Here is a 26302-nt window from a genome sequence, read left to right as displayed (position 1 = left end):
TATAATATAATCTTAGTTAAGTCGGGTAAGCGAGGGGCATCACTGCCCCTGACTCCCCTAAGAACCGTACGTGAGCCTTTCAACTCATACGGCTCAAGCCTCCCATTGCAGGTCCATTTGTTGTCGTATCCTCATCACACACCATATCGGTAAGTAAAACGTACGCCGACGCTCCAAGTGGAGGTATACATAACAGTACGTTTCTTTCGTCAGAAGATAGCCACAACCTTATGTTCCTACGAGAGACCAATGAGAAGTCAGCTCCCTTTCGGGCCTATCATGGGCTTGTCCGTAAGGACGATAGTATCCATCCAGTTATACAGTTTCCTGCTTTCCTGTTCTCTTTCGAGATAATGGCATTTGCTTTCTCTCATATCCTTTACCCTCTGCCACATTGTTTGACTTTACAGTCATCCTACTGTTTACACAGATGGCAAAGGGCTTACCAAGTTTCGCATCTTATAGATACGACGAGGTTAGGTGGGTTCTTTACTCCGGGCAAGATACGGGACGCGTCACAGCAGCTTTATGAATCTGCTTTTCCTCTTGCCAATACCCAGGCAAATCTGTGCACGATCCTGAGCTAATCCTGACGAAGCTTACAAACCTTCACTAATGTTCACCATACTCATCTTCCCCTAGCAGTGTTCCGAGTCGTGCACTGACTCTCTGTTTCCGCATTTCCGCATGCAACCCACGAGCCCGTTACCAGGCCCGCAGTTTTGGACGGGGATAGTTTTTGCGTCTAAACCAGTGGCGTAAGCCACACTATATAAAAGCGACTTCTTGTCGCACCATAAAACGGATTATCGGAAACCTTAAAACATAGGGTCTTTGAATTATAATTCAAAGACCCTATGTTTAATAAGAAGATACATAATACCAGTTCTTATGTACTTTTTCTATTTGTTTAAAATCCCCATCAAAATCGCTTTTTGAAGGTTTATTATCATTTGGGTCATATACAAATCCTGAGAAGTTGTCTAGCATCCCACGGTATGTAAAGAAAAGAATTGAGTTAGTCTTTCCCTTAGTTTCTAATACGATGTCGCCCCCACCTTTAGACAATTGAGTATACTCTTTAGGTAATTGAATAAGTGATGGGCTATCAGATACATTTGGTTTAATGACACCATTTTCTATTTTAGTTGCAACCTCTTCTCTCTTATCTTGATGTATTTTAAAGTTCATATCTAGGTTGACTTGAGTAAAGGGAAAGAAAACCCATAATGCGATAGTAATGAGCTGAATAACAAATGGCTGCCAATTTCTATTTTTAAAAAGATGAATTAATGCCCATACAGTCATTATGATAAAGAATGCATATACAAATAACCAAATAGGTAACATTAAAAATTCGGTTATAATATCAACCAGATCCCACTGGAAAAAAGACACTAGAATAACTAACAAACTACTAAATAACGATAAAAGCAACAATCGACTAAGTTTCACACATTTTCCTCTTCCTGAAATAATTCTTTTTTAACCTTAATTATATATCAAAATCCCTATAAAAACGTATGTATACTTCATACATAATTAGTTATCGTAATGTGAGTTATAGGAACAAAAAAGAGCTTAGGATATAAAATCCTAAGAAACATAAAACTCTCACTTTTCCCTCAGAATAGAAATAATGTGTTGATCAGGTCTTACAACTACAAACAGAAATTTCATATCATTTATCCTATATAATGATTTTTCATCAAGAAGCACTAACTTAGCATTCAGAGGAACGTTTAGGGAATACAGAAGTTGTTGAAACAGTTCTTCTTCTTTCTCCTTATAGCTCTTTCCTATAGAAAAGATCGTATATTCTAATCCTGTAAGTGCTAATGGGTTAAAATTCGATTGATTAATTATGTAGGGAATTCTTTGGCCAAGTATCCAACCTTTTGCCCTTTTTTGTTCAATCCATCCATTTGGAATATGACGATCCGTTGCGGAGATAACAGGCAAAGATTGACGTAAAAGAGCCTCTTTTTCCAAAGCAGCCTTTCCAATTTCAGCTACTTTAGACAGGACATTTTTTAGCAAAAAAGAACGTCCTGTAGCTATTATGGGATTTCTCATAGACATATTTTTGAAAATTATCGCATTATTATCTTGAATCTCGTTTGCTGCCGCATATTGCTCGTTAGAATAGTCTTGAAGAAAAAGAAAGGATTGTGGGTGATTTTTCATGGCAAGGGCTAAACGCCAGCCTAAACGCCAAGCACCTAATATGCCAACCATCATTCCAGCTCCAGCTGATGGCCCCATTGCATGAGCAGCATCACCTGCTAAAAGCCAACGGCCTTCCCAGTAAGTTTCTGATTGACCCTGCCCTAATCGAAAAGAGCTTGCCCATAGAAAACGATAAATAGCAGCATTGGGGAGTTTTTCCTTCAAAAGCTTAGAGGCAAATTCTTTAGAAGTCACTTCTTCTCGATCTTCCCCTTCGTTGATTCTATAAATAAGACGCCAACATCCCGGGGCAAAGTAGAAAAATCCATATGGTCTCTTTGGATCAAGCACTATATTAGATAATTCTTTATCGAGATCACAATCCATCTCAAAATCTGCTACAGCAGAGTATGTTCCATAATCTCGCCAATGTTTTTTAATATTTAATTCTTCACGAATTTTACTTTTAGAGCCGTCACACCCTACTCCCCAAGGCGCACAAAGGTCATATACTTGATTATTATGAGTTATCGATACAAAAACTTGGTTAGAATTTTGATTTACTTTAGTAACTTTATGTCCTCGACGAATATCCACAAGTCCTGTTGCTCGAGCTTTCTCTTCTAAAATAACCTCGGTTTTATGCTGGGGAATTTGAAGAGAATATGAATATGGACTTTTTATATTTTTGAAGGACCAGGTTAAAAGCATCTGTTTGGTACTTTCGAATTGATGATAATACCGAATAACACCTTCTCTTAAAAAATCTTGTTCGATACCTAACCAACTTAGAAATTCCAGCCCCCTAGGCATCCATGTAATTGCCCTGGATTCATTTAAAACAGTAGGTTCTACCCTTTCTTCTACTATTACTGAAGAAATTTTATATTTTGCTAGAACAAGTGAAAGAGATAATCCTACAGGTCCCCCTCCTACGATAAGAACACTATCTTTTAAAACTTCCATCTTGAGACTCCCTACTAGCTAATATTAAAAGCAGAAAGATTCTATTGTGCATATCCACTCTTCTTTATTAGCTCTTTTTATTTTCATTATATTTCCATTTTAACAAAAATTCCATTCTAAATCAGGCTATGTATGATATACATCTTTAGTTAAGTAGGGTAAGCGAGGGGCATCACTGCCCCTGACTCCCCTAAGAACCGTACGTGAGCCTTTAACTCATATGGCTCAATCCCCTCATTGCAGGTCCATTTACTGTCGTACCCTTATCACACACCATAACGGTAAGTAAAACGTACGCCGACGCTCCAAGTGGAGGTATACATAATAGTACGTTTCTTTCGTCAAAAGATAGCCACGACCTTATGTGCCTACGAGAGACCAACGAGAAGTCAGCTCCCTTTCGGTCCTAGCATGGGTTTGTCCGTAAGGACGATAGTATCCATCCAGTTATACAGTGTCCTGCTTTCCTGGTCTCTTTCGAGACAATGGCATTCGCTTTCTCTCGTATCCTTTACCCTCTGTCACATCGTTTGATCTTACGATCTTCCTACTGTATATCACAGATGACAAAGGGCTTACCAAGTTCCGCATCTTATAGATACGACGAGGTTAGGTGGGTTCTTCACTCCGGGCAAGATACGGGACGCGTCACAGCAGCATTATGAATCTGCTTTTCCTCTTACCAATACCCAGGCAAATCTGTGCACTATCCTGAGCTAAAATTTACGAAGCTTACAAACCTTCACTAATGTTCACCATACTCATCTTCCCCTAGCAGTGTTCCGAGTCGTGCACTGACTCTCTGTTTCCGCATTTCCGCATGCAACCCACGAGCCCGTTACCAGGCCCGCAGTTTTGGACGGGGATAGTTTTTGCGTCTAAACCAGTGGTGTAAGCCACACTATATAAAAGCGACTTCTTGTCGCACCATAATGTTTTTTATAGGTAGTGCCAAAATATACGATCTGTTGTATCTCTATTTCATCTATTTAGTAAGTTCATTTTCAATTCCACTAATCATCTCAAATGCTCCGTCAGACTTATTAGAGCAAACCACGATTTTGAGGTCATTGTTGGGATAAAATACAGCTCGAAAGTTAACGCCTGGATCATATCCCATTAAGACATACTTTAGCACCTTTTCTTTGTCCACTTTTATCCATACGCCATATCCATAACAAGTCGTATCATCGATTTGAATTTGAGGAGTGAGCAAATACTTTGTCATCTCTTCATTGAGTAATTCATATCTCGTTAAAGATTCCCATAACTGAACCATATCTTTCGCAGTTACGTATGCTCCGCCATCTGATCCACCTTTTGCTGGAATAGAATATATATTTGTTTTCCATGTATTATTTAAGTCTTCAATATATCCAAGAGCTACTCTTCCTGGTAGCAAGTCCATCTCAAAATAACCCGCATCCATGGAGGCTCGTTTAAATATATGCTTTTCGACGTAGCTGCTAAAGGTTTGTTTACTTGCTTGTTCAATAATTAAGCCTAACAAAATATATCCAGCATTATTATAATGAAATTTACTCCCAACAGAATGCTTCATAGGTTTCTCTTTAAAAAGTGGCAAGAAGTCCTCTAACTCTCTTACTTTGTACATTGGACTTTTAATCCACAGTTCCTCATAATTGTCCATGATTTCTTCATCAAAGTAATCTGATATTCCAGAAGTATGAGTTAGTAAATGATGAACAGTAATTGTAAGATCAAGATGAGGAATATCTATATTAAGACAATCCTTTACACGAGAATGTAAGGAAAGTTTTCCTGCCTGAACAAGCTGACAGATGGCAATAGCAGTGAAAATTTTACTCCCTGAAGCAATACTGTATCGAGTATCTGACTGGTTTTTTATTTTTTCCGAACGATTGGCAAATCCGTAACTTACATTAGCTAAAACTTCTTTTTCTTGTTGAACGTATATGGAACCTGAAAAATTATTTGTCTTATGAATATCTGAAATTTTCTCTGTTAAATGACTATTCATTATAGTTCCTCCTCAAAATATAAAGAAAGTACGACTCCACATAGCAAAACAATTCCTTTTTATACCATATTATAGATAATAGGAAGTTAAATTACTATGTATATGTTACTTATTACTAGTTTACCCAATTCAATTTTTAAGAATTTACCAAAAGGAAACTATGTCTAACAAGGATTCACTTTTATTAGAGATAGAATAAATAGATATAACTTACAAGAATATACAAATTACTAGATTTGCATATAATTTCCAATTAAACTATGAATGAAGTCATTATACAGGGAGGAAACTATGAAGAATCAAAAAGTGAAATGGTGTTTTCTAAGTTTTATAGTAATGTGTTTTCTATTTTGTACTTTAACGCCCCCGACATTTGCAGACACAAACGAAAAAGATGTGGAAAAGTGGAAACAATGGATTAAAACCAATTCTTATCCCTTAGAGACTACTAAAAATTCGAGGAAAGACCATTTAAAGTTCTTAAAGAAAGTGCTAAAAGGGAAACGTATTGTCCAATTAGGTGAAACTACACATGGATCAAATGAAATGAGCGCCACAAAAGTGGAACTCATTAAATACCTCCACGAAGAATTAGGGTATGATGTTCTAGCCTTTGAATCTGGCTTTGCAGAGACTAACAGTGCATACCGTCAATTACATGATTTATCTTCTACAGAGCTTATGAAACGCTCTATTTTTGGTGTGTGGTATACACAAGAGGTAGCAGATCTATTTAAATATCTCCAAGAACAAGAAAAAAAAGGAGACCCCCTTACATTAACAGGGTTTGATATTCAGGTAATGGGCAACCTTTTTACGAAGTCGACCTATGACTGGATCAAACAAGTGGACTCTTCAAAGGCTGATTTGTTTAAACAAGCTGAAGAAGGAATGATGAAATTACAAGATCAAAAAACAGAAGACGATTTTGTTGAGAAACAAGCTATAATTAATGAACAGTACAGCAAATTAGAGCGTTTTGTTAAAGACCATAGAAGGGAATTAGCATCTTTAAGCCCCCAACGAGAACAGGATGTAGATATCTTGCAACAATCTTTAAAATTAAGAAAAGAGACACTTATGAGATATGCATTACCTAATTGGAACGTTGCCCATAGCATACCTATTTATGATGCGGAGAAACATCCAATGGTGGTACGGGATCAAATGATGGCTGAAAACCTTGAATACCTTGCAGAAAAAATGTACCCAACAGAAAAAATAATTGTATGGGGACATAATTATCATGTACGAAAAAATAACTCTAAAGTGAAATATGCGGAATATGGGCAAAACTTCCTCAATAATATGGGTGATTACTTACCTGACAGCTTTAAAAGACAAACCTATACCATTGGTATTTATGCTTATTCTGGAGCAAGTTTAGATAGTTTCGATAATAAAACGGTTAAACCTGTAAACGAAGAGAAAGACCCCACTGGCTTAGAAGCGCTGCTTAAGTATGGGAATCACTCTTCCCTATTCGTTGACTTTCTTCATGCCCCATATAATAAAAGAACATCCTGGATATACACGCCTCGCATTGCCCTTTATTGGGGGTATTTAAAGGAGGAAATGATATTGAAAGAACAGTACGACGGAATTATTTGGATTGAACATATCACGCCAGCTAAAATCATTTAAGTTTTTAAGGTGATAGTTGTTCGTATAGACTCCTTCGTTTAGTAGAACAAACAAGCGAAGGAGTCTAATTTGTGTTAGCAGTAACTTATTTATGTCTATATAACTTTTTTAATAAGCTTATATGGGCTTGGTGATACCGACTATGATCTGCTATATGCCATATACCCCAACGAATGGTTGCTGTTTGTCCATTTTCGTATGAAATGATCTTGGTTAAATCTTTTTCCGATAACTTGATACACTCTAAACGAAACATCATTTGAACTTTTTCATAACTATTTATTAAATCGACAATTGTTGTGTCTTGTACATGAGGAAGTTGGCCTGTCCGATCAATCAAAGGACCATATTCTTTTTGAACACCTAATGGTACAGACTGATTCCTAAATCGATAAACCCAATGTAAGTCAACAACGGCTAAATGTCTTAGTAATTGTGCAATACTATTCATCTCATTGTTTGCTCCTTTAAAGAATAATTCTTCTTGATCCACATCCATTACTAACAGCTTTAATCGCTTATAAGTATCAGCCACGGTTGCATATAAAAGAGCTACTGAAGGTTCCATTTCATCATCTAACTGTAGGTCCATTAACAAATTAATTGCTCCCTTCTTTATTCAATTTCTTTATGATTAAACTTTAACACACATAAAAAAATTGAAGTAACTACTACATACATTTATAGTTACTATATTGGATTTTATCGGTAGTTAAGGTATCTATAATCCTCCATACTTTATATTCTTGTTGTATGAGTCATAAAAAAATATATATGCGTGCGTCAACTCTAGCTTCTGGTGAGAGCCTAAAAAATTATGACATCTTTGTTAACAACAAGGTCTTTCTTTTCTTTATCTCGAAATAACCTAATTGTAGAAAAAAATGGTAAAGGAGACAAAGTCTTATGCAAAAAATAAAATCCTCTCTTATAGATCACCTACGTGGTTATACAAAGGAAATGATGAAAGATCTAAATGTGCCAGGGGCAGCAGTCGCAATCATAAAAGATGGAGAAATTATTCTTTCTGAAGGATTTGGATACCGTGACATTGAAAATAAAAAACCTGTTACAACAAATACGCTATTTGCAATTGGTTCATCTACAAAAGCTTTTGGGACGCTTTCCCTAAGTTTACTTGCCCAGCAACAAAAATTTAATTGGGATAAACCTGTTCAAACTTATATTCCTACTTTTTCACTTCATGATCCTCTAGTAAGCTCACAAACTACATCTCGTGATTTGGCCTCTCATCGTTCTGGTGTTAGTCGTCATGAACTGCTATGGTATGGATCATCATTAACACGAAAAGACATCGCGGGAAAAATTCAATATTTGGAGCTAGATGCACCATTTCGTACAAGCTTTTTATATAATAATTTAATGTATGCAACGATTAGCTATATGGTAGAAGAAATTACAAATCAGACATGGGAACAGTATGTAACGGAACATATTCTGCAACCTCTTCATATGGAAGATACAAATTTCTCGGTTACTACTTCACAAGAAAAAGATGATTACGCACTTCCATACATTGAAAAAAACGAAGATATAGTCAAAGTCCCATTTCGTAACATCGATACAGTTGGTGCTGCGGGCTGCATAAACTCAAATATAGAAGATATGGCCAAATGGGTGCTATTCCACTTAAATCAAGGGAGAGTGGGCGAACATGAACTTATTACATCTGATATGTTACAGCAGATGTATCAACCGCATATTCCAATTCCAGATGAACCACTTTTATCTACATCAGAAACAACACTAAATTGCTATGGACTTGGCTGGTTTATTAGTGCATATCGGGGTTATAGAGTAATCCATCATGGTGGGAATATTGATGGATTTTCAGCACTCGTATCTTTTATACCAGAGGAAAATGTCGGACTTGTTATATTAACAAACACTGGTACAACATTATTACCATCTTACCTTGCAAATCAAATTTATGATGAGCTTCTGGAGCTAGATGCAATTGACTGGCATAAAAGAGCTGTAGAGGATACAGCTAAATTTAAAGAAATGATGAAAGAATTAGATAAGCCTCTTCCACAAGTAAAAGAGACAACCTTTACACATACAGTAGAAGAATATACAGGGATATTTGAGCATCCTGCATATGGGAAAATTGAAGTGTATAAACAAAATGATACATTATATTTAAAATGGGAATCGGTTGATCTAGAGATGAAACATCATCATTACAACACGTACACAACGAAGTGGAATCTTTCTCATACAGAAATGAATGTATTAATTGCCTATGAGATGGACATAGAAGGAAAGTTATCACAGTTTAAAATGCATTTACCATCCATGTTGAGTACAAAACCGATTGTGTTTAGTAGAATTGCAGATAAAAATTCATAAAATTAAATATAAAACTTACGATATATCAGTTTTAATGAAAAGAAAGTATGAGCCAGGACGTAAATCTAGCTCAATACTTTCTTTTTACTTTCTTATACGGATATAGAACTAAACAGTAGTATTCAACATGATTTTTCAGAAATCATTGCTTTAGTAGATAGTTAAGTCGGGTAAGCGAGGGGCATCACTGCCCCTGACTCCCTTAAGAACCGTACGTGAGCCTTTCAACTCATACGGCTCAAGCCTCCCATTGCAGGTCCATTTGCTATCGTATCCTCATCACACACCATAATGGTAAGTAAAACATACGCCGACGCTCCGAGTGGAGGTATACATAACAGTACGTTTCTTTCGTCAGAAGATAGCCACAACCTTATGTTCCTACGAGAGACCAACGAGAAGTAGGCTCCCTTTCGGGCCTATCATAGGATTATCCGTAAGGACGATAGTATCCGTCCAGTTATACAGTTTCCTGCTTTCCTGTTCCCTTTCGAGACAACGGCATTCGCTTTCTCTCGTATCCTTTACCCTCTGTCACATCGTTTGATCTTACGATCTCCCTACTGTATATACAGATGACAAAGGGCTTACCAAGTTCCGCATCTTATAGATACGACGAGGTTAGGTGGGTTCTTTACTCCGGGCAAGATACGGGACGCGTCACAGCAACATTATGAATCTGCTTTTCCTCTTACCAATACCCAGGCAAATCTGTGCACTATCCCGAGCTGAAATTTACGAAGCTTACAAACCTTCACTAATGTTCACCATACTCATCTTCCCCTAGCAGTGTTCCGAGTCGTGCACTGACTCTCTGTTTCCGCATTTCCGCATGCAACCCACGAGCCCGTTACCAGACCCGCAGTTTTGGACGGGGATAGTTTTTGCGTCTAAACCAGTGGCGTAAGCCACACTATATAAAAGCGACTTCTTGTCGCACCATAAAACATTTTATAGGTATCTACAAAAATAAAAAAGAAATTTATTGTAATCGACCTTGTATGTAATTAGGGATCTATATTGAGCTCATTAAATGAAAAAAGTATTCGGACTTCTGAGTTTTATTTAAGCTATACCATGAATCTAATGTATTTGGTGCAAATACATCTAATTTTTTTAATACGTCCCTCGCGAATTCTAGAGGTGCTACTCCTGAAGCAGTAATCATGTTATCATAGGATACTACAGGTCCAACCTCATACAATTTCTCCCCTTTATAGTTGGGACAGACCATTTTTGTATATTCTAAGTTATTAAGCGTATGCTTTCTAGAATCTAAGTATCCACTATTTGCAAGGGCATCAGTAGCACCACAAATTGCAGCTACAATAGTACCAAGCTCTAAAACTTCCCCAACTTTTTTCAATATAGGTTGATGAATCTCCTCACTCCATGTATTTCCTCCCGGTAGAATTAAAAGATCTTTATCCAAAAGAGTGCACTCATCAAGAGACATATCCGGCTGTATACTCAGCCCTCCCATTGTTTTAATAATTTCTTTATTAACTCCTACCGTCATTATTTTTAAAGGGGCTAAACCTTGTCTGAAATATCTTCCTGAATTTAGTTCGGCAATTAAATATCCATATTCCCAATCTGACATTGTGTTAAATACATAAATATAAACTTTTTTTATTTGCATATTAAGCCTCCAGAACTGACGTTCTCTATATTATACCATTTTAAATACATATATTTATAAAAAATGTTAAAATATGTAGAAAACACTTAAGGAGAATTACATATGAGAAAAGATTTTAGCAATACAGCGTTAATTGTCATTGATGTTCAAAGAGCTTTTGAAGATGAGAAATGGGGCACAAGAAATAACCTTAACGCTGAGGAGAATATCCAAATTCTTTTAGAGATATGGCGAGAAAAAGAATACCCAATTATACATGTCCAGCACTTATCTGATAACGATCAATCCATTTTCCATCCCAGTAAACAAAGTTCAGATTTCAAAGGTATTGCAGTTCCAGTTAAAAACGAAACAATATTTAGAAAGAAAGTAAATAGTGCTTTTATAGGAACTGGACTTGAGGATCATTTAAAAGAAAACAAAATAGTAAAAGTAGTAATAGTAGGATTAACAACTCCACATTGTGTATCAACTACTACTCGAATGAGTGGTAATTTAGGGTTTGAAACGTATCTAGTATCAGATGCAACAGCTGCATTTGCAATAAAAGGAGCAGATAATACATATTATTCAGCTGAACAAATACATAATGTGTCATTAGCAACTTTAGATGGTGAGTTTGCCAAAGTTTTAACAACTGAAGAATTGATCAGAAAGTTAACTTTGACTGAAGCAATACAATCATAAGAACTTTATTTTACTGTATATCTAATACAAAATTAGTTACCATAATGTGGGTTATCGGCAATGAAAAAAGGCTATAGATTTTTCTATAGCCTTTTTACTCATTTGGTACGTATTCTAACTTATCATTTCATTTCGGATGATCTTAAAATCGTTTTCACTTATCTCTAAATGACCCAATCGAAAAGAATAACCCCAATACCTTTTATTTTTAATGAAAGAGAGCTGCGGAATTAAAGGATGAATGGATGTTTCTGTACAATTCATAAACTCTATGTTTCTTCGAAAGGGGATAAAACCATCTTCCATATCAAATTGAAAAATATAATCATCAACCACTCGTCCTAAGGCTGTAAATTTTTGATGAGGAGCACTTTGCTTAAACCATATCTTTGGAGAATAATAAATGATCCAATCGCCTTTCTTCATCTTTTTTAAAGGGGCTTCCTTGCCATGGCACAGTTGAGCAAAATCACCATCAACACTCTTCATCACATGATCTCGAGAAGCCACTCCAATCCAATACCTTATGTTGTTTTGCATGTACATCAACACCCACAATGATTGGATGAATGCTTATCTAGATTTAATGTTGAAACAGGAAAGTTCATCTCCTGCCATGCCGCAATCCCTCCCGTTAACTCTTTTACTTGATATCCTTGTTCCAATAAAAACTTGGCTACTTTAGCAGCCGTATTGCACCAAACATCCCAACAATAAACGATAATCTCCTTGTCTTTTGGAATCTCACCTAAACGATTGACTATTTCTTGTTCAGGTATGATATAGGCATCCTTAATGGTTACACTTCTTATCTGCATAGGACCATTTCTAACATCGAGTAAAAAGTATGTATCTGGATTCATTTTCTTCAATTTCATATAATCCATAGGGCTTATTGTTGCTTGAAGACGTGCATTAAAATAATCAAGTGCATTCAACTTGTATAACCTCCTGTTTTCTACAGTGACTTCCAAATTCTAATCAAAAAATCTTTTAATAATTGTCTTTCTTGCTGGTCTAGAGGGGCTAATACCTCTGATTCGATATGGGTTAGAAACTCCCAACGTGAATTCAATACTTCTTTACCTTTTTCCGTAATCAACAGACTGTAGGACCTTCTATCATTAGGATTCTTGGTTCTCTCCACCAATCCCAACGTTTCCAAATGATCAATATGACTGACCATAGTTGTTCGATCAATTTGTAGGTTTTCAGAAATATCTTTTTGTGATGAATAGGGATTTTCCTCAATGAATAAAAGAACCCCATATTGTCTGGAATTGATGTTGAAGGGGAGCAATCCTTCAGAAAATTTATTTTCCATTTGTTGAAGAGCCTTCCCAAGTAAAAAACCATAAGATTGATTCCATTTGTTCAATTATTTCTTCACCTCTTTATATTATCAGTAAAATATATAATCAGTATAACTGACTATATTTTAGAAAACAAGCATTAATTATTTATAATGGCAACAGTGAACCATATTAAAAGTAATAGTATGTAGTTTACATAAAGTCCCTTCTAGAAACAAAATAGCCTATACGACTCTATATATTACCTTGTCTAATTCCAATGAGATAGGTATCTATAAATAGTTGTCGAACTAATTAATACTCCCCTTAAAAAAGAGCCAAAGTGAAAAAAATATAGTAAACGGAGGAATTAGTTTGCAAACTATGTTTCATTATAACTGGTTGGTTAGAGAAGAATGGTATCAATGGTGTGAGAATATTCCCCTAGAGGAATTGCTTCGGAAACGAACAGGAGGAGTAGGAGGAATATTGCATACTCTCTTTCACATTGTTGATGTAGAGTGGAGTTGGATTCGTGTTCTTCAGGGAAAAGATGATTTCCAGGAGAATTTTGAGGAATATCAAAGCTTAGAAAAAGTTCGCCAGCTAGATACAAACTTTCAGTTTGAGGTAAGAGAGTTTGTTAGGTCTTGGAATGCAGAAAAAGAAACGAATATTCTTTATGATCCACAACCAGACGGAAGTATAGCAACTGACACTTGGGGAGAAGTTATGCGTCACGTGATTGCTCATGAAATACATCATATTGGACAATTGTCGGTATGGGCTAGGGAGATAGGGAAGAAACCAGTTTCAGCCAATCTTATTGGTAAAGAACTTAGTCATACATTGCCCAAAATTTAAATTAATGAACTTTATTGATAAAACTCATGCTTGTAACTAAGAAAGTATGAGATTTCAATTTTCGGCATATTCTAGTATATATAATAAGTTTCACTAGTTAAGGCAGGAAGGCATTCTTAAGAATGCCTTCCTGCCTTAACTACACTAAAAATTCGTATGATATGCCCCACTAATTTGTCTTTTTTAGTTTCCATAAAACCAATTATCGGTACTCAATAATATTGAAAAACAAATAAGCCATATAGAAATATGGCCTATCTCTAACCAATTGTTTATTTATCCAGGTAGCTATTTATAAGAATGTGTCTCATATCGGTTTACGGAAAGAATAGCACCATTTATTATAATCAAGTTTTTCCTCATAAAATCTGTGTGCATTGGTTCGTTGAATTCCTGACTCTAGGGCAACAAATTCAGCTCCGTTTGCCTTAGCCCATTTTTCTATATGGCTTAATAGTTTATAACCATAACCTTTGGAACGGTGTTCTTCACCTGTTACTAGATCATATACAAAGACATATTTTTTATTATAAAAGTTTACTTGTAAGCCCACTCCCGTTAATGCCACAATTCTGTTTTCATTATATAGAGCAAAAAGCTTGTATCCATTTTGTTTCATCTGTTTTAGAAGTTCTAAATAACCTTCTTCTGTTAAATCTGTACGTAATTGCTTTAATATCGGGAATGCTTCTAAATATTGATCATGGTCAATTAACTCTATAATTTTTTCTGTTGAAGCTATCATAGGTTATCCCCCTCATTACCTAAACTATAATTTTTTAAGTACATATATATAGCTTAAAGTATTGCTGATACCTAGGGTAGGGTCAGATTTAATATAATTTATACTGTCACTTTCTAGTTACCATAATCAACATTATAAGAAGCAAAAAACCTGTATTTAAAAATACAGGTTTTTTCATATTACTCTTCAAAATATCTATTTAAAACTCATTATTTTAAAAAAATCATTCATTTCCTACCTCTATAATACCACATTTTTGTATTTTTTTCCAGTCTAGTATTTAAATCTTTTTTCAATAAAATACAGAATAGGATTGGTATTTATATAAAAGAAATGGGGGAAGAATTTGAAGGTAGCTAGTGGAGTAGAAGTTATAGAATTAAAAATTGAAGCTCTTGGTAACCAGATTGTATTAAACCCTACGTTAGTTTGGGATAACAAGATGTCCATTTTGATTGATACTGGAGTACCTGGACAGTTAAATCAAATAAAAGAAGCCATAGCTAAAGCTGATGTTCGTTTTGATACACTCAAGGCAATTATTTTAACACACCAGGATATTGACCACATAGGGGGCGTTCCTGAACTTTTAAAGGAATCAAATAATCAGATTATAGTATATGCACATGTGGATGATAAACCCTATATTGAAGGAGATTTGCCACTCATAAAAACCGATACTAGCCGGATGAGTAAAGAAGAATTAGCATCCCTTCCGAAAGAAGTTAAACATTTATATGACAATTCCCCAAAAGTTAAGGTAGATGAATTATTAGAAAATAAACAAAACCTTCCTTACTGTGGGGGAATTGAAGTTATCTATACTCCTGGACATTCCCCAGGCCATATTAGTTTATATTTGAAACATTCAAAAACACTAGTTGCTGGAGATGCTATGGTGATAATCGATAATCGACTTCATGGACCAGTTAAACAGACTACTCTTGATATCAAAACAGCTACAGAATCTTTAAAAAAGTTCTTAGACTATGACATCGATACAGTAATTTGCTACCATGGAGGAGTTTTTAAAGGGGACCCAAGGCCACATATTTTAAAAATATTGAACGAACAACTAGCATAAGTGCTAATAAATTCCTATGCAAACTGGTCCTATATATAGGACCAGTTTATATGGTGTAGCTTATCGGAATAAAAAAAGAAAGAAATATTATAATCAAATATTTCTTTTTTAGAATAGGCCAGAACCTTTTATAATCTCTTTTGTAGAAAGAAGCGATGCTTCATAAATATTACTGCCAGTATTTTTTAAAAACGCTTGAACAACTTCATAACCTACAGCATATCCAGCACAAAAGGATAAGCCTACTGGTTGATATCCTTCCTGTTTAGCAATTTCATCACCAAACATATAGCTACTAACTTCTGCAAAACCTTTTGTGTTTAAGGCTTCTCCAATCACGTAAATAGAGTATTCTAGGTCTTCCTTGTCCATGCTCGTAACCCAAGGACCTAACTGCTCTACACCATATAACTCTTTTGCAAAGGAATCAGCTAAACCTTCTATTACTAAATAATCACCTACTGTTACATTTCCATGATCCCAATCAAAATAAGAAAAACGAATATTATGATGAAACTCATGCGCAATAACAGCCGGAAGTTTAGGTATATTATAGCTATTTGGATAGACAGTTATCGTAATATATCCTGGTATGCCACCGAATCCAGAATATCCTTTATGAAGGTGTAGCTTTATTGGATCTGCAACATATAGACCTACTCTTATTTTTTCTGCCTTTATTTTTAAATTATTTTCTTCAATCTTGTCTATACAATTCTTCATCGTATCATGTACAATACTGGAAACTTCATGCTTTTTTAAACCAGTTAACGCTGCATCAATTTGACTATCATTAGATAAATCCGCGTATCCGAGCATTTTAGTAGCCATAATGACATCATATCCATTTTCTTCTCTTGCTTTTAAAGGGACATTTATCAAACTCCACATGGGTTCGAAAGGCCTCATCATTGTGTAACGAAAATAATCCTCTTTCCTGTCGACATCAGAAATCATTTGTAATTTCTCGTATTGCTTTAGTGTATCCACTACCTCAAAATACATTTTCATAAGCTCATTACCTCTCTCTCAAATATCTATCTATATATGCTCTTACTTATAATGTAAGCTATGACGTAGCGTGAGAGTCAAAGAGTAGTATATGAATCTAATTTATATAACAGAAATTATAGGTAGTGAAAAATAAAGATAAGACTGAATTTACGCCTTATCAACTTCAATAAAGTACTTTTTATTACACAAATCGTGAGAAAACGAAATGAACTTTCTACACTCCATGGCTCTTTTCAATCTAGACGGATAGAAAGAAGTTGATTGAGGATTATTACGTAGACGTAATCCTTCTTTTAATAACAAATGCCATCTTTGTGGAAGAATTTCTTCAGCTTTTCTTGCTCCCTCCATCTTAGTGAAGATTTTCTTAGCTTCTAGTGTGCTCAAAATTCTACTAATGGTTAAGATACAAAATTCAACCATGTCATCAAATATAAAGATAAATCTGTTCTTAGCTTTATTTATCCAATAGGTATTCATGTTGTACTCCATATTCTTAACTACTTTAATCCAGTTTGATTGAAAATTTAGTTCGGATATTTCTTTTCCATATACTTTTATTCCGTATTGCTCAACCATCCACCACGTAACGGCATTTATATCCCAATACCCTCTTTTAATTTTTCCATTTGAACAGTAAAGATAAGGAGGTAACTCTTCATTAGTTTTACCTATCCCTTTCATTGGGATATAGACCCCATCCATTCTTTTTCCTAAAGAATTTATATTTAACTCTTTATGTATAGCTTTTAAGTTGTTGCTTTCTTCTTGAGTTAAATTCCTTTTTAATACAGTTACAAAATCTATATCACTTTTCTTTTTATCAAATCCATTTAGTGAGATAGAACCGTATAAATAGATCCCTACTATAATATCATTTGAAAATTTGCGTTCCATATGCTTTATATAATTATTTAAACAAGGCCTTATTGTTTCAGGTATTTTATCCAATATTCTTAACCCCTCTCCTATATTCATAGCTCTTAATTTAAGTAAATAGAAATGGTTAAACCTATAGTACAATTTAAGCTATCATAAACAGTGTAATTTACATTTTTTTGTATTTTATTGGATATTTTTATATATTATTTATAAATTGAAAAAGAAACATTAAATAGAATTAAGGTAGGGATGAAAAATGAGTTTATTAATAGTAGCTGCTATTATCATTTTATCTGTCATTGCAGATTATTTTATTTTTGACTACGACAATAAGAGATGGGGCTGGCTAAAAGGGTATTCTAAACCTGTAAGAATAAGTATTATTAGTTGTTACTTAATCATGTCATTTATTATTTATTGTGCTTTGAGCCTTAAATATATCTCTTAAGGTTTAAGGCTTTTTTTATAAATGTGATGTACATTTCTTATTTACGTAATCACAGTTATCGGAAATAAAAGGACTTTAACTTTTAAAGTCCTTTTATTTAGTGACTTATAGAAAGTTATAATAATTATTTCTTTTCTCGGTAAGCTGAACAGTGTTCATCAGAAATACGATAATTCTCTTTACCTGTTGAAGCTGCTACTTCAACTAATTTATGCCCTAATCTGTCCCATACCGCAAGTGTATTTAAAGATACCCATGTTAAATCTCCCCTAGCAAGACGAAAAGAATTATACTCATTTTCTGTAGTTACTAATACCTTTTTATAAGAAAAATGCTTCTTCTTTAGATTCTTAATTTCTAAAATAAAATCTAACATGTTTTCTTCTCTAGGTACTTGAATAATCCGAGCTATAAATGTTCCATTCGGATTTTTTTTAGTTTTATAAACTTTTTCTGTTTCTATTTTTAATTCTGGCCGTCCCCTCATATTTGCTCCCCCATATACTAATCAAAAAAAAGGTAATCTAATTTTAGCATAGGAGCTGTATACGATATACAAAGGTAGTTAACATAATCACGATTATCGGTAGTAATAAAGTCTATATATTTTATATATAGACCTTATCAATTCATTCTTATAATGAAGCTGGAACCTTTTGTTTTTTTCGCATGCGTAAAAAGCCAGAAGCTGTTAAAACGCCCAAAATAACTAAACACGTACCTATTACTTGAGGTAATGTAATAAGTGCACCAGTTAAAATAGAAAGGATCATGGTAACGACTGGAACTAAATTAAAAAATAAAGATGTATTACTTGCACCGATTGTAGCCATTCCTTTATTCCACCATAGATAGCCTAATACACTTGTAAATAGAGCCATAAAGAGAATAGCTCCCCAAGCTGACCATGTAACGTGAGACAAAGGCTGAGGGCTTGGTGAAAAAACTGTTAAGATGACAAGACAAAGAGAACCAACAATCATTGTATAAGTAGTTGTCTCCATTGAAGAACTACCATTCAAATATTTTCTCCCTAATACACCATATAAGGCCCAACATAAGTTCCCTGCTAATATTAGTAAATCACCTTTAGAAATAGATAGTGTTTGAATAATTTCTAACGAACCTTGCGTAAGGACAAGAATAACGCCTACTAAGGCAAAAGATATACCCAGCATCTGTTGTTTTGTAATAGGATTTTTTAAAATAAAATAAGAAAAAAGTGCAGTTACTAGAGGGTTAGTTCCCATGATGAGAGCTCCGTTTAAAGGTGAAGTGTATTGCATTCCTAAAAAGAAAAAGGCATTGAACCCAAAAATTCCTATGATGCCAAGTAAGATATACATTTTCCAATGGGTCTTAATGGTTTTTGATTTTATTTGTTTTTGCAATCCTAATATAAGAACCATAACAAGTGCAGCAATCCCAAATCGCCATGCGGCAGCACTTGCAGGCGAGAAATAGTGAACAGCATACTTAGCCAAATTGAACGTAGCACCTGTGAAGATAGCAAAACCTATTAACATAAGGTATATTCTACTTTTCATCTTTCAAATCTCCAATCATTGTTTCATACGTCTCTAATTTCTCTTTTGTCACATTCATAACTGTTTCAATCTCTTGTTTTTGCTTTTCTAGAAGAAGTAAGTGTTTGTTTAAAATATCCGCCCTCGTTTGAATCTTTTTTAATTGAATGGCGGCAGAATCAATATTTTCTAGGAGACATCCATCCTTTAAAAATTCCTGGATATCCTCTAAAGACATCCCTGTTTGTTTTAACATTTTCATAAATTTGAGAAGGCGAATTTCACCTTCTGTATATCTTCTTTTTCCACCTTTTCTTAATGGTGAAGACAATAACCCAATCTTTTCATAATAACGTAACGTATGAGCTGTAAACCCTGTTTTCATAGCAACTTCGGATATACTATACATTTCCATTTCCTCCTTTCTTTACATGTTACAACTTAGAGTTAGCTCTAAGTCAACGATTAATTTGTAAACAATAAAAAAAGCCCAGATTTTTTCTGAGCCTCTTCGTTTAATTTACATAGTGTGCGTTCTAGGTAGCAAAATAAAGGCACTTAATATAAGTGTCTTTATTTATTATCGCTTTTATTCCTTATAACTCAAAATGTAAATTAAATGGTTCATCCGGAAGTTTTGCACTATATTCTTCATTTGTGGTTGGAATTGAATCTCCAACGGTATCAAATACGATACCATCAACCCAGACTTTTCCTTTTCCATATAGTAATATTCCAAATGATATGACTGTACTTTCCTCTGGTACATCTAATACAATCGAGTATTGGTTCCAGTTTGTTGTACCTTTAAGTGGACGATCTTGCATGTTATCAAAAGATAAGACTTCTTCATATTCCCCATCAATTCGCATCCACAACCCAGCCCAATTTACTACGTCTTCTGTTTTAATAAACCCTGATAAGCGTAGTCTCTCTCCTTTATACATTGTTGCTTTAAACACTTGCATCATCGTTGCAAAACCTCTTGCATCGTCCTTTTTAGACATAATATAACCAGATGCTTTACCTTGATGAGCAGTTTTATAATCAACACCCATCTCATAATCTTGTGGATCAGTACCAGATGGCATCCAACCTTTTGGTAATAATGAATTTTCCATAACTACTTCCTCCTCAAATAAGAATACTTTTTTTGCATATTTTCGATATTTGGCAGGGGGCATTTGATAAAGTTTTTGAAAAGATCTTGTAAATGCCTCTTGAGACGAAAAGTGATAGTGAAATGCAATATCTAATATTCGTTGATTTGTGTTAACCAAGTCACTTGCTGCATGTGCCATCCTTCTTACTTTTATATAATTAGCAATGCTCATACCCGTAATTGATCGGAAAATTCGATCGAAATGAAAAGGAGAATAGCCTATATACTTAGAAATGTCTATTACTTCTAACGGTTCGCTTAAATTCTCTTCAATATAATCAATCGCTTTTTGTACAAGTTCTACATAGTTTTTATACACTGTTCTCTCCTCTCTGTGACCTATTACCATTAATTTACTATATATTACTTGCTATTTTTTGATTATTTTTGCGTTCTTTAATTTATAGGCATTTGAAAAATCTGTATTTAGTATTAAGTAAACTGAAAGTATGAGCTTAAGAAAGTTAGCATATTAGCAGTGATTAGCACTAAAAAGATCTTATAGATATCTATAAGATCCTTTAATTCCTTTCTTCCAATTGCTGTTTTAATATTTTTTTGAACTCCTGAGGATTATCTACACGGATTGCCACTTGTTCATATTTCTTTTTGATACCCATAAATAGGGTTGCTTCCATTGGAGACTTTAATTTTAAAATGATATCAGGATAAACTTTTTCGAAGTCACGTGCTATAAACTCAATTGTTGTTTTAGAAATTTTTTGCTCTAACGTCTCAGTATCTACTATTAATTCTTCGATATCCTTAAATCCTATCTCCATACGTTTTGCTAAACCAAGAGAAAGATAGATACGATTATGTTGTATACGTAAAGGATTAAACCTTAATGCTTGAATATCGCCTAAAAAGAAAACAATTGAATAGATATTAAGTACCAATAAAATTAACGATAAGATAATTGATTTACTATGTAATAACCAATGGATACCTAATGTTTCAATTACAACAGCATGAATAATCATGATTTGAAACGTAATAAGACTTGAGCGTTTGTAAATAGTAAAAGTATTAGTTTTAGAATTCGGTTGTTTCTTCCATGTGCCAAAGGCATAATAAAACATCATCATTTCTGAACAAATGATTTGTATAATAGGTTTTTTAGGGAATCTTTCGTTTATAACATAAGAGAAAGAAAATAAAAGTGGTAAGGAGCTTGTCTTTACCTTTTCAATCATGTCAGGTAAATTTTTAGCTAGCATGAACAATAATGAAATTTCAAGTAGAATTAATAAAGCTTCTACTCCAATACCTAACCACATAACTCCCTTAAAAGAAGATAAATATTCGATTGGAATTATAAACCGTGTAGCCATAAGGCCGGTTGCCATTAACACAATAAAATACTTCCAGCTGAACTTACGCTGCCAAGCTAGAAATAGTAAGGGAACAACAAGACTTAAATCCAAAATAGAACCTAATACTACTCCATTGAAATTAGAAGACGAGGAATGAATTTCAAAAGGAGAATGATATAACAAATAATTTGAGCTTAATACTAACAGTAACAAGAAAAGGGATAATACAGACACTGAATTTTTCTTAAGTAACAAACAATTCACCTCATTTTTTAGTTCTTCAAATATATTAATTTCCTGTTAATTCCATTTTATCAATGATGTTGATTTAAATCACTAGGTATGTGTTATTCATTTTTAGCTAACATAATCACAGTTATCGATAGAAATATTGTTTAACTAAGAAAAGAAATTAACTCTTTCTTAACTCACATTAAATCCGAAATAGTCTCCCATAAAGACAATTACAAATAATAATTCTCCCATGAGTACAATAAAATCCAATCTTCGAGACTCTTGAATTTTTTCTAAACTAAAATATGAAATATAAAGGCGCAAACCTCCAAGTATAATGGAAACAATAATAACAAAAAGATTTTCAGTAATAGCTATTGCAATGAGATAAATGAGCCATTTAAATATAAAGACTCCTACTATCCTTAACATAAATAAACGCCATTTGCTTAACTGAATAATATCCCTTACTTCAATAGTTTGAAGGCCTTTTCGTATCTTTTTAAATTCAAATAATGCCTCTAGATTATTCCACAATAAAAACAACCCGAAAATTAGCAGATATAAATCGTTAATGCTTAAATTAAAAAGACTCAAATCCATTCCCCCATCTAAATAGCAAAGTCCTTTTTATTCTCAAGGGCTTGTTAATACTTAAATAAATCTGTGGATTAGCTTTACCCAACCTAAGTAAGAGATTCCTAAAATAAAAGCCCAAAGAAATGCTATACGAATACTTCTAGGTATAAAAATCCATAGCTTTAACATGTTCCAAAGTAAGTCATCTTTATCAGATTTTTTCATTCCCTTCACCTCAATTATGTTATATCGTTTATTTTTTACATTTTGATAAATACTTCCAATATCTATTAAATCATAATTTTTACCTTTTATTCCATCAAAAGGTAAAGTATCGTATGGAAGAAAATGAATATTATATGCATTTATAGTTAACATAATCACTCTTCAAGGAACCAAGAAAGCAAAAGAACCCTTACAGGAAAAGGGTTCTCTCGTGGGTGCCTTTAATCGGATATGCAGCTTTTTATACATCCTTGATATGAAAGGCTTTCTCAGAGGAATAGATAAAGAAAGAATGTATAAAAAGACTGTCTTTTATACATATGCTTGTATGGAAAAATATAGTCTATATAGAAAAAATATATTATTATGTATCTGCACATACATTTTATAGTAAAAAGCCACTTGTCCTGCAAATACCGGGTGGCTTTTTATTTTGCTTTTTTAATAGAAGTTAAGTTACCTATAGAGTATAATTATGTAATATTTTTATAGATTTAGGAGAGTGTACGGTATTGAATTCTTGGAGAGTAACAAAGTATAACCCTTTACATAGAAACGACGAGGGAAGTTACCTTTATGATGATTGGACTTCTTTTCATGAAGTAGGAAACAAGGTTAGCTTATCCAATTATTTAACAATAGAAGAAGCTTATATTCACGCGATTGTAGCTTTTATGAACGATATGAACATTAATACAGTTTATATACATGCTTTAGAGCTTTCCTCAGATGAAATACAAAACCAACATGTATCTGACTTTACGTCAAACCTATGGATTGGAAAAGGGATTTCAATTGAAGAAGTTAAAGAATTAGCTAAACTAACCCTAAGGGAGGCAGTTTGGTGTAAATTAGGGATTAAAAATCTATTTTTTATTCATTTCGGATACGACTATTACATGTATATAGGGGCAAATAGCAATTGCTATGAAGCTCGTGAAAGCGTTGAATCATTTGGATTATATGTAGAAAAATTCGAATCACCTTATTAAAATAATTTATATCTATATTCGACACTTTGTTTGTTAAGTGGGCCAAAGCAAGTTGTAGTCAGTTAGTTATTTTAGGAGCTCAAAGCTGATAGTGAAGTAATAAGTTAAATGAAAAATAGCTAAAAATAAAGGAGATACTTCATGTCTGAGTATAGAGTTAAATTAAAGTGCATTCCATTTTTTGTGTTTATTATTTTGTTCCTGCAAGGCTGCGAAGACTCATTAAATAAAAAAAGTAGTCGTGAACAAGAAGAAACTACCTTAATAGAAGATATAGAGGAAGAGGAAGAGGCCATGACAACCGTCTATGATAAAGCTAAATAGCATTATGAAGGAGATTTCCCGAGTAACTTGAGTGAAAAGCAGGCATTCATTCATACTGGAATGTATCTCGGTTGGATTATTGAAGAAAACTTATATAGCAAAGAATTTGAAGAAGAAGCTGCGCAGGAGATTATAAAGTTTAAACAAAAGAACATGACCGGAACTGAAATATATATGGAATGGGATGGCGTCTTTGCCAGCGATATGCTGAATGCGGAAGGAAGGGCCTTTACAAAAGATTATTTTGATTTTGATAAAGGAACTTATTTATATGATTATGAAGCTATATTTCCTCATATAAAATCCCTTTATGAGGTAGAAGATACGTGGAATAATTATGAGGCTATTAATACAAAGATTAATGAGCGTTTTGATACTTGGCAGCATACAAACGAAGAAAATAAAGGTGATAAGTTATTTACGGTTGATTCATATATAGGTTCATTAAAGAAAACACTTGAACAAAATGAAGATAAGTTAATTAACAATATCGAAAAAGTACATACTTTTCATTATTATAAGGGCATTGATTTACTGGACTTTGAAATCTTCATTCAGCCATTTGATTTGTCTATTATGATGTTTTCTATGGACAATGAAGCGAACGAAGTTTTCTATGAAGGAAACAATCGTGCCATTTTTTCAGGTAGTTATGAGCTACTTGAAGAGTTTGAATACTATGAGCTAGCCGACGAGCATTCAGATGAGTTTTGGGATTTTTATGAACAAAATGAAGAAGAAATATCTGCTGCTGAGAAAGAATTGATTTCAAACTGGTTTATTTCTTGTTGGAATAAAGCTGACGATAATAGAATAAAGCTGCCTGTTTATCTAGACTTTCATGATGATATAGAGTCTTTTGATTTAAATAAGAACAAATGGATCGATAGTGAAGACAAATGGTCTGACGAAAATAGTAACTAACTTCATTGTACAGGTGAAAAGAAGCCAAACTACTGTAGTGGCTTCTTTTTAATATACATAATCACATTCTAAAAAATGAAAAATTATATGTTCGTAAACTTATACATTTTTAGCTACCATAATATTGTTTAAGAATAGAATTTAATTATCTACATTATTAGCATTAAATGTATCTTTTTTAACATTTAATATATGGCCACTAATATTAACTGTTTTGTTATTTACCCATTTAACTTTGGCGGTTTCTTGAGGATAATTCCAATAGATATTTTTCCTTTTATTAAAAACCTTCTTTGTATAAGTCACTTCTCCTCTAATAGCAAAAGGTGTAGTCGCTCCACCACTTGAACGATAAATCTTTACTATGTAATCACCGTTAGGAGATGTACTTTGAGAAATATATTCTCCCTTTGGAGCAAATTGTAGATAACTAGGAGCAAAAAGAAACCACCAAACAAATCCTATAACTAGAAGAGGGCTTAATGTAGCCAAACATACTATATAACGCTTTTTCAATTTCTAACCTCTATTCAGATGAACTAAATTATAATTTCGTTTCTATCTGATTATATATCAGAATTGACTTAAAAAATCATGAATATAATATACATTCGTAGTTAACATAATGTGCGTTATTGATATAAAAAAAGGAACACTCTATGATGGGCGTTCCTTTTCTCTAATCTCAATTTTATTTAAAATACTTGTCCATTCTTTGCTTTAAATCTTCATAATTTTCATCGGTGGCTCGTTCGAGACCATATGTAAGAACATCTTTCGCTTTCTTTTTCTCATTAGCCATTAGGTAAAAATCACATACTCTTTCATAAAATACATCTTCCTCATTCAAAGCCATCTCAGCTGCTGTATTCCAATCTATAATCTGTTCATAATGAGGAATACCTATATTTATTACATTTTGAACAAATTTACTAAACTCTTTTTTATCTGACTTTTTATTGTGAAGTGTAAAGTGTTCTTCATTACCTTCTAACCAGTTAGGAATATTCCAATCTGTGCTGGCAACAATTACATTATTAGCTAACTGAGTATCCCAAGTTTGCTCATACCATTTCCTATATTCATTTGACGATACATCCCACATAGTCCAAAAAAGCATTCATCTTGGGAACTATACTGACTAATACAAAAAGATAAACTTAAATTGAAATGCCCTGTCTTTCTAGAGAATTTAGGTGTGCTTTTGG

At 33.8% G+C, this 26302-nt stretch carries 26 protein-coding genes and 1 pseudogene; 7 read left to right on the top strand and 20 right to left on the bottom strand.

Annotated features, from left to right (window positions below; translation table 11 throughout):
* Window positions 1–861 precede the first annotated feature (861 nt).
* The 3 genes from ACN6NE_RS28575 to ACN6NE_RS28565 form a co-directional block, all read right to left on the bottom strand.
* The gene (locus tag ACN6NE_RS28575) at window positions 862–1455 is read right to left on the bottom strand and encodes a hypothetical protein (RefSeq protein ID WP_474328708.1); all 594 of its coding nucleotides are present in this window, start codon (window positions 1453–1455) and stop codon (window positions 862–864) included.
* A gap of 159 nt (window positions 1456–1614) precedes the next feature.
* The gene (locus ACN6NE_RS28570) at window positions 1615–3135 is read right to left on the bottom strand and encodes an FAD-dependent oxidoreductase (protein WP_474328706.1); all 1521 of its coding nucleotides are present in this window, start codon (window positions 3133–3135) and stop codon (window positions 1615–1617) included.
* A gap of 985 nt (window positions 3136–4120) precedes the next feature.
* A complete protein-coding gene (locus ACN6NE_RS28565; protein ID WP_474328704.1) occupies window positions 4121–5137 on the bottom strand; it encodes a serine hydrolase domain-containing protein in 1017 nt (338 codons plus the stop codon).
* 291 nt (window positions 5138–5428) lie between these two features.
* Between ACN6NE_RS28565 and ACN6NE_RS28560 the strand changes: the two genes are divergently transcribed.
* Window positions 5429–6781 carry an erythromycin esterase family protein gene (locus ACN6NE_RS28560; RefSeq protein WP_474328702.1) on the top strand — a complete coding sequence of 451 codons (1353 nt, stop codon included), beginning with the start codon at window positions 5429–5431 and terminating at the stop codon, window positions 6779–6781.
* A gap of 85 nt (window positions 6782–6866) precedes the next feature.
* On the opposite strand, the gene ACN6NE_RS28555 is transcribed toward ACN6NE_RS28560, so the two are convergent.
* Complete coding sequence (locus tag ACN6NE_RS28555; protein ID WP_474328788.1) at window positions 6867–7373, bottom strand: DinB family protein; 507 nt, start codon at window positions 7371–7373, stop codon at window positions 6867–6869.
* Window positions 7374–7687: 314 nt separating this feature from the next.
* Between ACN6NE_RS28555 and ACN6NE_RS28550 the strand changes: the two genes are divergently transcribed.
* Window positions 7688–9154 (top strand): serine hydrolase, encoded by a 1467-nt coding sequence (locus ACN6NE_RS28550; RefSeq protein ID WP_474328700.1) that lies wholly within the window; start codon window positions 7688–7690, stop codon window positions 9152–9154.
* 1015 nt (window positions 9155–10169) lie between these two features.
* Here the strand turns inward: ACN6NE_RS28550 and ACN6NE_RS28545 are convergent.
* Complete coding sequence (locus ACN6NE_RS28545) at window positions 10170–10796, bottom strand: type 1 glutamine amidotransferase family protein (RefSeq protein ID WP_474328698.1); 627 nt, start codon at window positions 10794–10796, stop codon at window positions 10170–10172.
* Window positions 10797–10898: 102 nt separating this feature from the next.
* Here ACN6NE_RS28545 and ACN6NE_RS28540 point away from each other — a divergent pair, with 102 nt between their 5' ends.
* On the top strand, window positions 10899–11483 hold the full coding sequence (locus tag ACN6NE_RS28540; protein ID WP_057242156.1) for a cysteine hydrolase family protein: 585 nt from the start codon (window positions 10899–10901) through the stop codon (window positions 11481–11483).
* Between the two features lie 114 nt (window positions 11484–11597).
* Here the strand turns inward: ACN6NE_RS28540 and ACN6NE_RS28535 are convergent, their stop codons facing one another.
* Genes ACN6NE_RS28535 through ACN6NE_RS28525 form a run of 3 tightly spaced genes read right to left on the bottom strand, consistent with a single transcriptional unit; the run spans window position 11598 to window position 12861 of the window.
* Window positions 11598–12023 (bottom strand): EVE domain-containing protein, encoded by a 426-nt coding sequence (locus tag ACN6NE_RS28535; RefSeq protein ID WP_474328696.1) that lies wholly within the window; start codon window positions 12021–12023, stop codon window positions 11598–11600.
* Window positions 12024–12028: 5 nt separating this feature from the next.
* Window positions 12029–12421 carry a rhodanese-like domain-containing protein gene (locus ACN6NE_RS28530; protein WP_474328694.1) on the bottom strand — a complete coding sequence of 131 codons (393 nt, stop codon included), beginning with the start codon at window positions 12419–12421 and terminating at the stop codon, window positions 12029–12031.
* A gap of 20 nt (window positions 12422–12441) precedes the next feature.
* Window positions 12442–12861, bottom strand: a complete 420-nt coding sequence (locus tag ACN6NE_RS28525) for a MarR family winged helix-turn-helix transcriptional regulator (RefSeq protein ID WP_016766047.1) — start codon at window positions 12859–12861, stop codon at window positions 12442–12444.
* Between the two features lie 289 nt (window positions 12862–13150).
* On the opposite strand from ACN6NE_RS28525, the gene ACN6NE_RS28520 reads away from it, so the two are divergent.
* Entirely contained in the window at window positions 13151–13639 is a 489-nt protein-coding gene (locus tag ACN6NE_RS28520) for a DinB family protein (RefSeq protein ID WP_016766048.1), read from the top strand.
* A 307-nt stretch (window positions 13640–13946) separates the two neighbouring features.
* On the opposite strand, the gene ACN6NE_RS28515 is transcribed toward ACN6NE_RS28520, so the two are convergent.
* Complete coding sequence (locus tag ACN6NE_RS28515; RefSeq protein ID WP_098548171.1) at window positions 13947–14384, bottom strand: GNAT family N-acetyltransferase; 438 nt, start codon at window positions 14382–14384, stop codon at window positions 13947–13949.
* Between the two features lie 346 nt (window positions 14385–14730).
* Here ACN6NE_RS28515 and ACN6NE_RS28510 point away from each other — a divergent pair, with 346 nt between their 5' ends.
* Window positions 14731–15468 (top strand): MBL fold metallo-hydrolase, encoded by a 738-nt coding sequence (locus tag ACN6NE_RS28510; RefSeq protein ID WP_474328691.1) that lies wholly within the window; start codon window positions 14731–14733, stop codon window positions 15466–15468.
* Window positions 15469–15576: 108 nt separating this feature from the next.
* On the opposite strand, the gene ACN6NE_RS28505 is transcribed toward ACN6NE_RS28510, so the two are convergent.
* The 9 genes from ACN6NE_RS28505 to ACN6NE_RS28465 all read right to left on the bottom strand — a co-directional run bounded on the left by ACN6NE_RS28505 (window position 15577) and on the right by ACN6NE_RS28465 (window position 23007).
* On the bottom strand, window positions 15577–16479 hold the full coding sequence (locus tag ACN6NE_RS28505) for a DUF2268 domain-containing putative Zn-dependent protease (protein ID WP_474328689.1): 903 nt from the start codon (window positions 16477–16479) through the stop codon (window positions 15577–15579).
* 150 nt (window positions 16480–16629) lie between these two features.
* Window positions 16630–17433 (bottom strand): nucleotidyltransferase domain-containing protein, encoded by an 804-nt coding sequence (locus tag ACN6NE_RS28500; RefSeq protein WP_474328687.1) that lies wholly within the window; start codon window positions 17431–17433, stop codon window positions 16630–16632.
* A 503-nt stretch (window positions 17434–17936) separates the two neighbouring features.
* Window positions 17937–18299: a hypothetical protein gene (locus ACN6NE_RS28495; protein WP_474328685.1), complete on the bottom strand. Its 363-nt coding sequence runs from the start codon at window positions 18297–18299 to the stop codon at window positions 17937–17939.
* A gap of 148 nt (window positions 18300–18447) precedes the next feature.
* Window positions 18448–19359, bottom strand: a complete 912-nt coding sequence (locus ACN6NE_RS28490) for a DMT family transporter (RefSeq protein ID WP_474328683.1) — start codon at window positions 19357–19359, stop codon at window positions 18448–18450.
* Complete coding sequence (locus ACN6NE_RS28485; RefSeq protein ID WP_098621784.1) at window positions 19349–19747, bottom strand: MerR family transcriptional regulator; 399 nt, start codon at window positions 19745–19747, stop codon at window positions 19349–19351. The genes ACN6NE_RS28490 and ACN6NE_RS28485 overlap by 11 nt, the downstream gene beginning before the upstream one ends.
* Before the next feature lie 187 nt (window positions 19748–19934).
* On the bottom strand, window positions 19935–20849 hold the full coding sequence (locus tag ACN6NE_RS28480; protein ID WP_474328680.1) for a helix-turn-helix transcriptional regulator: 915 nt from the start codon (window positions 20847–20849) through the stop codon (window positions 19935–19937).
* 172 nt (window positions 20850–21021) lie between these two features.
* Complete coding sequence (locus ACN6NE_RS28475; RefSeq protein WP_474328678.1) at window positions 21022–22071, bottom strand: beta-carotene 15,15'-monooxygenase; 1050 nt, start codon at window positions 22069–22071, stop codon at window positions 21022–21024.
* Between the two features lie 168 nt (window positions 22072–22239).
* Complete coding sequence (locus ACN6NE_RS28470; protein ID WP_474328676.1) at window positions 22240–22647, bottom strand: hypothetical protein; 408 nt, start codon at window positions 22645–22647, stop codon at window positions 22240–22242.
* Between the two features lie 57 nt (window positions 22648–22704).
* Window positions 22705–23007, bottom strand: a complete 303-nt coding sequence (locus ACN6NE_RS28465; RefSeq protein ID WP_474328674.1) for a hypothetical protein — start codon at window positions 23005–23007, stop codon at window positions 22705–22707.
* A gap of 359 nt (window positions 23008–23366) precedes the next feature.
* On the opposite strand from ACN6NE_RS28465, the gene ACN6NE_RS28460 reads away from it, so the two are divergent.
* Both ACN6NE_RS28460 and ACN6NE_RS28455 read left to right on the top strand, forming a co-directional pair.
* Entirely contained in the window at window positions 23367–23846 is a 480-nt protein-coding gene (locus ACN6NE_RS28460) for a hypothetical protein (protein ID WP_129703955.1), read from the top strand.
* Window positions 23847–24140: 294 nt separating this feature from the next.
* Window positions 24141–24554, top strand: a pseudogene (locus ACN6NE_RS28455) (DUF7832 domain-containing protein); the annotation flags it as partial.
* 681 nt (window positions 24555–25235) lie between these two features.
* Here the strand turns inward: ACN6NE_RS28455 and ACN6NE_RS28450 are convergent.
* Window positions 25236–25610 carry a DUF5412 family protein gene (locus ACN6NE_RS28450; protein ID WP_474328671.1) on the bottom strand — a complete coding sequence of 125 codons (375 nt, stop codon included), beginning with the start codon at window positions 25608–25610 and terminating at the stop codon, window positions 25236–25238.
* 175 nt (window positions 25611–25785) lie between these two features.
* Window positions 25786–26199 (bottom strand): hypothetical protein, encoded by a 414-nt coding sequence (locus ACN6NE_RS28445; protein ID WP_474328669.1) that lies wholly within the window; start codon window positions 26197–26199, stop codon window positions 25786–25788.
* Window positions 26200–26302 lie beyond the last annotated feature (103 nt).

This window comes from Priestia sp. 53B2 (assembly GCF_056099005.1).
Note: the sequence above shows the minus strand (reverse complement) of the source record. Positions and strands in the feature narration are given on the sequence as shown.